Annotated in this window: 3 protein-coding genes; 2 read left to right on the top strand and 1 reads right to left on the bottom strand. The window is 75.3% G+C overall.

Going from position 1 to position 8,451, the window contains the following annotated elements; genetic code table 11:
- Window positions 1-3,071: AfsR/SARP family transcriptional regulator (locus ABD841_RS36100; protein ID WP_344981134.1), on the bottom strand; the 3,071-nt coding region annotated here is incomplete at its 3' end.
- Window positions 3,072-3,188: 117 nt separating this feature from the next.
- On the opposite strand from ABD841_RS36100, the gene ABD841_RS36095 reads away from it, so the two are divergent.
- Both ABD841_RS36095 and ABD841_RS36090 read left to right on the top strand, forming a co-directional pair.
- Complete coding sequence (locus tag ABD841_RS36095) at window positions 3,189-4,769, top strand: MFS transporter (RefSeq protein WP_344981132.1); 1,581 nt, start codon at window positions 3,189-3,191, stop codon at window positions 4,767-4,769.
- 314 nt (window positions 4,770-5,083) lie between these two features.
- Window positions 5,084-8,233 (top strand): AfsR/SARP family transcriptional regulator, encoded by a 3,150-nt coding sequence (locus ABD841_RS36090; RefSeq protein WP_344981131.1) that lies wholly within the window; start codon window positions 5,084-5,086, stop codon window positions 8,231-8,233.
- The last annotated feature ends 218 nt before the right edge of the window (window positions 8,234-8,451 follow it).

Raw genomic sequence — 8,451 nt, 5'->3', positions numbered from 1 at the left:
ATGCGGTCCACGTCGCCCCGCGCGCCGGGCGGCAGCGGCGCGTCCACCGCCGCCGCCGCCGCGGCGGCGGTGCCGAACAGGCGGGCGGCGTAGGCGTGGTCCCCGGTACGGGCCCGGACACCGGCCAGCCCTTCCAGCGTGAGTGCGAGCGCGCGGGGATCGCCGGTGGCTCGTGCGGCGGCGCACCCCTCCAGGTGCAGGGTCAGGGCACGGTCCGCGTCGCCGCGCTGCTCGGCAAGGAAGCCCAGCTCGGCCAGGGCCTGAGCGACGCCGGGCTCGTATCCGATCCGGCGGTGGCCGTCCAGGGCCTCGCGCAGGTGCCGTTCGGCGAGGTCCGGTCTGCCCTGCCGGCGCGCGACCTGCCCCAGCCCGGCCTGGGCGACGATCTCCCAGAACCGGTTGGACTGCTCGGCGGCCAGCCGCCTGGCCCGCCCGTGGAACTCCGCCGCCCGCGCGTGGTCGCCGGTCAGCAGGGCGACGCGGCCCAGCCCCGTCAGCTTGACCGGTACGTCGGTCCACAGCCCCAGCTCCTCGGCGATGCGCAGCCCGTCCCGGTGCAGCCGCGCCGCCCGCGGGTAGTCCCCGGTGATCTCGGCCAGCTCGGCGAGGTTGTCGGCGGCCTGCATCTCCCCCCAGCGGTCACCGAGCCGGCGGAACAGCGCGTGGCTCTGCTCGGCGTCGCGGCGCAGCGCCGCCAGGTCGCAGCGGACCAGCGCGTGCCACCCCAGCGTCCACAGCGCCGCGGCCTCGCCCCACCGGTCGCCGTGGGCGCGGAAGACCGCCAGGGCGCGCTCCACCGCTCGCTCACCCGCCGCCCGGTCGCCGAAGTTGAACAGCACCGCCCCCAGGAACCAGTGCGCCCTGGCCAGTTTGACCGGATCACCGGCGTGTTCCTCGTACGGCGGGACCGGCACCGGCTCCCCGGTCATCAGCCGGACGCCGGCCCACCAGGCGCCCGCCTCGGCGGCCACTCCGGGCGGGCCGGTCAGTGACAGCGCGTGCTCCAGCGAGCGGGCGGCCTCCCGGAGCCGGCCGCGCAGGACCCGGTACCAGGCCAGCGCGGTGACCAGGCGCAGGGCCCGATCCCCGTCGCGGCGCCGGACCGCGCGGTCGAGCGCGGCGCGCAGGTTGGCGGTCTCCGCGTCAAGGATGCCCAGCCAGCGCCGCTGGTCGTGGCCGCGCAGGTGCGGCTCGGCCTCCTCGGCCAGCGCGGTGTAGTGGTCGCCGTGGCGGCGGAACACCCACTCGTTCTCGCCGGCCTCGTCCAGCCGCTCGACGCAGTACGCGGCGATCGACTCCAGCAGCCGGTAGCGAGGACCGTCCGCACCGTCCACCACGGTGACCAGAGAACGGTCCACCAGCCGGGTCAGCACCCCCGCGACCTGCTCGGCGGCCACGCCGTCACCGGCGCAGGTCCGCTCGGCGGCGTGTAGCGTGCACCCGCCGGCGTGCGCCGCCAACCGGCGCAGCACCGCGCGCTCCGGCCCGGTCAGCGGCTCCCAGCTCCAGTCGATCATCGCGCGCAGCGTGCGCTGCCGCGGTGGCCCGGCCCGCCGCCCGGTGTCCAGCAGCCGGAACCGGTCGTCCAGCCGCCGGGCCAGCTCATGCACGCCCAGGGCCCGTACCCGGGTGGCCGCCAGCTCCAGCGCCAGCGGAATGCCGTCCAGTCGCCGGCAGATCGCCCCGACCGCGGCGGCGTTCCCCGCGTCGAGGGCGAACCCGGGCGCCGCCGCGGCGGCCCGCGCCGTGAACAGCCGTGCCGCGGCGGATCCCGCCACAGTCGTGGCGTCCGCGTCCGGGTCGGGAACCCGAAGCGGGGCGACCACCTCCACCAGCTCGCCGGGGATGCCCAGCGGCACCTGGCTGGTCGCCAGGACCCGCAGGCCGGGCGCGGACTGCAGGAGAAGCTCGGCGAGCTCGGCGGCCGGGTCGGCCACGTGCTCGCAGTTGTCCAGCACGAGCAGCGACCGCCGGGTGCGCAGCGCTTCGAGCAACCGGTCGGCCGGGCGGCCGGGATGCGCGCGGGCGAGGCCGTCACGCAGGCCGAGTACGCTCGCCACGGCATCCTCCACCGAGGTCCGGTCACCCGGCGCGCCGAGCGCGGCCAGCTCCACCAGGTGGACGCCGTCGGGGAAGTCGCCGCCCAGCCGCCGGGCCGCCTCGATGGCCAGCCGGGTCTTGCCGACCCCGCCCGGGCCGGTCAGCGTCACCAGCCTGCCCGTGTCCAGCAGCGCGCACACGCGGCCGAGGGCGTCCTCCCGGCCGATGAGGCCGGTGAGCGGCACCGGCAGGCGCGGCGGCCGGGGCACGGCCGGCGGGACGTCGACGGCCGGATCCTCGCGCAGCATCGCCTCGTGCAGGGCGGCCACCGCGCGGCCCGGGTCCAGGCCCAGCTCCTCGCGCAGCCGCCCGCGCAGGTCCCGGTAGGCCTCCAGCGCCTGGCTCCGCCGCCCGGAGCGGTGCAGGGCGAGCATGTACGCCGCGCGCAGCCGTTCCCGGAGCGGGTGCTCGGCCGTCAGCGCGCCGAGTTCGTCGGCCAGCGCGGCGTGCTCGCCCAGTTCCAGCCGCGCCTCGGCCCGCTCCTCCAGCGCGGTCAGCCGCCGTTCCTCCAGCCGGGTGATCTCCGCCCGGGCGAAGCCGCTGTCGGAGAAGTCGGCGTACGCCGGGCCACGCCACAGCGCCAGCGCGTCGGCCAGCAGCGCGGCCCGATCGCGGGGATCGGGGGTGTCCCTCGCCCGATCGGCCAGGGCGGTGAACCGGCCGGCGTCCACCGTTTCCGCGCGGACCCGCAGCAGGTAGCCCGGCGGGCGGGAGACGACCAGCTCCCGGCCGCCCGGCTCGGCCCGTTCCAGCGCCCGGCGCAGCTGCCAGATCTTGGTGTGCAGCGCGCCGGCCGGGTTGCCGGGCGGACGCCCGTCCCACAGGTCCTCGGCCAGCCGGTCCGCCGACACCGGCCGCCCCGCGTGCACCAGCAGGTCGGCCAGGAGCGCGCGCACCGTCGCGCCGGGCACGTCGACCGGCCGGCCGTCGGCCGTCCACACCGCCAGTGGACCGAGTACACCGAACCGCATGGTGATCACGGTAGCCCAGCCGCGGTGAGCGGACCGAGAGCCGGCTGTGAGCCGCCCGGCGCAGGCTGGAACGCGGGTCCGAACCGCCCTGGGACAACGTCGAGAGGAAGGATCCCGATGTCCGGAAACGCCGCAGCGCCGTCCGCCGTGCGGGCGGGGCCGCGCGAATGGCTGGGGCTGGCGCTGCTCACCCTGCCGATCCTGCTGATCGCCATGGACAACACCGTGCTGTTCCTGGCGACCCCGCACATCAGCGCCGACCTGGACGCCGGTGGCGTGCAGATGCTGTGGATCCAGGACGTCTACGGCTTCGTCGTGGCCGGTTTCCTGGTCACCATGGGCACGCTGGGCGACCGGATCGGCCGCCGGCGGCTGCTGCTGATCGGCGCCGCCGCGTTCGGCGCCGCCTCGGTGGCCGCCGCGTACGCCACCAGCGCCGAGATGCTGATCCTGACCCGCGCCCTGCTGGGCGTGGCCGGGGCCACGCTGGCGCCGTCCACGCTGGCGCTGATCAGGAACATGTTCGCCGATCCGCGACAGCGCACCGCCGCGATCTCGATCCTGATGACCTGCTTCATGGCGGGTGCCACGGTCGGCCCGGTGGTCGGCGGGGTGCTGCTGGAGCACTTCTGGTGGGGGTCGGTGTTCCTGATCGGCGTGCCGGTGATGGTGCTGACGCTGGCGCTGGGGCCGGTGGCGCTGCCGGAGTACCGCGACCCGGCGGGGGGCCGGCTGGATCCGATCAGCGTGGTGCTCTCGCTGGTCGCGATCCTGCCGGTCGTCTACGGCGTCAAGGAGATGGCCAAGGACGGCTTCGCGGCGGTACCGGCGCTGTCGATCGTGGCCGGGGCGCTGTTCGCGGTCCTGTTCGCCCGCCGCCAGAACCGGCTGGCCGCGCCGCTGCTGGACCTGCGCCTGTTCCGGGTCCGCGCGTTCAGCGGGGCGCTGGGCACGTTGCTGGCCGGCCAGTTCATCTGGGGCGGCGTGTTCCTGCTGCTGGCGCAGTACGTGCAGCTGGTGCTGGGCCAGTCGCCGATCGGCACGGGCCTGTGGCTGCTGCCCGCGACGATGGTGATGGGCGTGGCGGCGCTGGTGGTGCCCGGGCTGGCCGCCCGCCACCGGCCGGACCTGGTCATCGCCGGCGGCCTGCTGGTCGCCGCCGCCGGGTTCGCGCTGTTCGCCCTGCCGGACGCCGGTGCCGGGCGGGGCCCGCTGGTGGCCGGGATGGTGCTGGCCTTCGGCGGGCTGGCCCCGCTGATGCTGCTGACCACGGACATGGTGGTGGCGTCCGCGCCGGCGCGGAAGGCCGGGTCGGCGGCGGCCATGTCGGAGACCAGCAGCGAGTTCGGCATCGCACTCGGCATCGCGGTGCTGGGCAGCGTGGGCGGCGCCGTCTACCGTCACGGGCTGGACGGCACGCTGCCCGCGGGCCTCCCGGGCGGGGCCGTCGAGGCGGTTCGCGACAGCCTGGTGGACGCGGTCGCGGCGGCCGAGCGGCTGTCCGGGTCGCTGGGCGCCGAGGTGCTCACCGCCGCCCGCGAGGCGTTCACCGGCGGGCTGAACGTGGCCGGTGTCATCGGCACCGTGCTGGTCGTCGGCCTGGCGGCCGCGGTGGTGGGGCTGCTGCGTGGCGGCGCTCCGCGACCGGCGCCCCTTCCCGCCGCGGACCGGCCGGACGGCGTTCCGGCGCGGGACTGACGGGCACCGCCACGCCCGCCGCGGCAGGACGGGGTGGCGCGGCGGCGAGGCGCCGGTCGGGGAGGGCACGGGGGACGCGCCGGCCACGTGAGATCGTGTTCCTGTCCCGCCCCGGCCCTGTCCGGTCCGCGGCCGGTCAGCGAGGGGCGAGGGCGGCCGCGGGGCGGCGGCCGTCCCGCGGCCGTCGTGTCCGGGCGTCCCACCTGTCAAGCGTCACTGGACACGCTCCAATGAATACTGTTGCAATGGACCTTTTGGTGAGCGAACGATTCATCCTGCGCAAGCGGCGGCCGGACAGTTCTTGATGGTGGTGCATGGACAGTGCTCTCGCATTTCGGGTTCTCGGTCCGCTTGACGTCCTGGTAGACGGACGACGGATCTCGATCGGCGGATCACGCCAGCGGATCATCCTCGCCACGCTCATTCTCCGTGTCGGCCGGGTCGTCCCCGTCGACGTGCTGGCCGAGGCGGTGTGGGGGGAGCGGCCGCCGCCCACCGCGCGCAACCAGGTGGTCATCTGCGTCTCCGGTCTCCGCCGCGCCTTCGTGGAGGCCGGTGTGCCGCCGAACGTGCTCGGCACCTCCCCACCCGGGTACGTGTTGCACGCCGACCCGTCCCAGGTCGACGTCCTGCTCGCCGAGCGCCTCGCCGCCGAGGCCCGCACGGCCGAGGGGGCGGGCGACCTCGGCGCGGCGGCCCGGCTGTTCGCCGAGGCGTGCGACCTGTGGCGCGGCCCGACCCTGGCGGGCATCGAGAGCGCGTTCGTCGAGGCCGAGGCGCGCCGCCTGGACGACCGCCAGCTCACGCTCACCGAGGAGCGCGTCGACGTGGAGCTGGCCCTGGGCCGGCACCGGGAGATGATCGACGACCTCGCCGTGCTCGTCGACGCCAACCCCCTGCGTGAGCGGCTCCGCGCCCAGCTCATGCTGGCCCGGTACCGCTGCGGGCGCCGGGCGGAGGCGCTCGACACCTACCGCGTCGGGCGCAAGCACCTGGTCGAGGAGCTCGGCATCGAGCCCGGTACGGAGCTGCAGGCCCTGCACGACGCGATCCTGCGGGACGACCCCGAGCTGGTCCCGGTCCCCGCTCCGGCGCGGCTCACCCCGGGGCCCGACCCGGCCCCCGCCGCGGAGGCGGCGCCCGTGGACGCCCCGCCCGCGACGGCGCCGCAGACGGAGCACGGGGTGGTGCCCGCCCAGCTGCCCGCGGACGTCCCCCACTTCGTGGGCCGGGCCGCGGAGATCGCCGAGCTGGACGCGCTGCTGGACGAGCGGCTCGGGCAGGGGCTGCTCACCATCGCCCTCATCACCGGGGTGGGCGGGGTCGGCAAGTCGGGTCTCGCGGTGCACTGGGCGCACCGGGTGGCGCACCGTTTCCCCGACGGCCAGCTCTTCGTGGACCTGCGGGGTTACGACCTGAACGCGCGGCCGCTGGCCCCCGGCGCGGTCATGGACCGCTTCCTGCGGGCCTTCGGCATCGCCGGCGAACGCATCCCCGAGGACCTGGACGAGCGCGCCGGCCTGCTGCGCACGGTCATCGGCAGACGCCAGCTGCTGCTGGTGCTCGACAACGCCCGCTTCATCGAGCAGGTCAGGCCGTTGCTGCCCGGCTCCGGAACCTGCTGCGTGATCGTGACCAGCCGCGACCCCCTGGGCGACCTGGCCGCGCGGGAGGGCGCCAGCGTGATCCACCTGGAGGTGCTCGGCTCGGCCGACTCGACCGCGCTGCTCGCCGGGGTCGCCGACTCCAGGGACATGGGCGACGATCCCGAGGCCGCGGCCCTGCTCGGGGAGCTGTGCGACGGGCTGCCGCTGGCCCTGCGGATCGTGGGCGCCCGCCTCACCGCGCGCTCGTACTGGACCCCCGCCCGCCTGGCCAGGCGCCTGGCCGACGAGCGGCGCCGCCTCGACGAGCTCAGCTACGGCCAGCTCACCGTGCGGGCCAGCTTCGCCCTCAGCTACCGCGACCTGAGCGCGGAGGCGGCGCTGATGTTCCGCCGGCTGGGACTGCTGGAGGCACCCGACTTCGCCTCCTGGGCGGGCGCGGCGCTGCTCGACATCGACGACCTCGAGGCCGAGGACCTCATCGACCAGCTCGTCGACGCCCAGCTGCTGGAGGTGGCCGGCCGCGACGGTGCCGACCAGGTCCGCTACCGGTTCCACGACCTGGTCCGGCTGTACGCCAGGGAACGCGCCCACGCCGAGGAGCCCGCCGAGGACCGCCTGGCCGCGGTGACCCGCGCGCTGGGCTGCTGGCTCGCGCTGGCCGAGGACGCGCACCAGCGGGAGTACGGCGGCGCCTTCACCCAGCTGCACGGAACGGTGCCGCGGTGGCGTCCCGCCGACGTGGACGGGCTCCTGGAGCGTCCGCTCGACTGGCTGGACGCCGAGCGCGGCGCCCTCGTCGCCGCGGTCTCCCAGGCGGCCCGCCTCGGTGCCTCCGAGCTGTGCTGGGATCTCGCGGTCACCGCCACCACCCTGTTCGAGGCGCGCAGCTACTTCGACGACTGGCGTACCAGCCATGAGACCGCGCTGGCCACCGCCCGGGCGGCCGGGGACCTGCGCGGGGAGGCGGCCGTGCTGTGCTCGATGAGCAGCATGCACCTGTTCCAGCAGGTCCCGGGGCGGGCCGGGGAGTGCCTGGGTGAGGCACGGGAGCGGTTCGAGCGGCTCGGGGACCGGTACGGGCTGGCGCTGACCCTGCGCAACGCCTCCTTGCTCGACCGGCTCGCGGGCCGCTTCGGGGCCGCGCTGGACGGGTTCGCCGTGGCCAAGAAGATATTCGCCGAGGTGGGCGACCGCTTCGCCGAGGCCCACGTGCTCGGCGGTATCGCCCAGGTCTACGTCGACCAGGGCCGGATCGAGCCGGCCGAGCCGCTGCTCCGGCAGGCGTTGGAGGTCTTCCGGCGGCTCGGCAGCGAGCGGGGCCAGGCGCAGATCCTCAACCGGCTGGCGGAAGCCCTGCTGCGCCTGGACCGCCCGCAGGAGGCGGAGGAGGCCTGCCGGGCCGCCCTCACGCTGGTCAAGGAGCGGAAGGACGGCATCGGCCAGGCCTACATCCTGTGCGGGCTGGGGGAGATCCAGCTCCGCCAGGATCTGCTCGACGACGCCGTGCGGAGCCTGGAGGAGGCGCTGGGCGTCGCCCGGGGGGTTCACGAGCGGTTCGTGGAGGCGCGGATCCACCTGGCGTTCGGCCGGCTGCACGCGCGCCTGGGACGGCTCGACGAGGCGGTGGCCCATCTGGAGGAGACCTGCCGGATCTCCGCCGAGCTGGACACCCGGCTCTGGCGGTTCCGGGCCCTGGCCGAGCTGGGGGAGGTGTTCGTCCTCAAGGGGGACGAGGCCGCCGCGATCGACGCCTTGAACAGCGCCCTGAATTGTTCGACGGACCCCGGTTCCGCGGACCACCGGCGTGTCAGTGAACGTATAGCGGATTTGTCGAAAAAATCGAAAGAATTGCCCTGAGCGGTTCCGGGCGTCAGGTCCAGGTGCTGTCGCCGGCGACGTACGTGATCGGCGAGACCACGAAAGCCGTGCTCTGGACGACGGCCAGCGGGAGCGTGAAGAGCGTGGCGGTGGCGGTGACTCGCGTGACCAAGCTGATCCACCGAGACATTGTCGACCCCATTCGTTCCGTTTTCTGCGGTGCTTTTCGCGTGCTGGGACGAACGTAGGGGGCGACC

The organism is Streptosporangium fragile, assembly GCF_039534445.1.
Taxonomy (GTDB): domain Bacteria; phylum Actinomycetota; class Actinomycetes; order Streptosporangiales; family Streptosporangiaceae; genus Streptosporangium; species Streptosporangium fragile.
The sequence above is the reverse complement of the archived record's forward strand: the minus strand, read 5'-3'. Positions and strand labels throughout refer to the sequence as shown.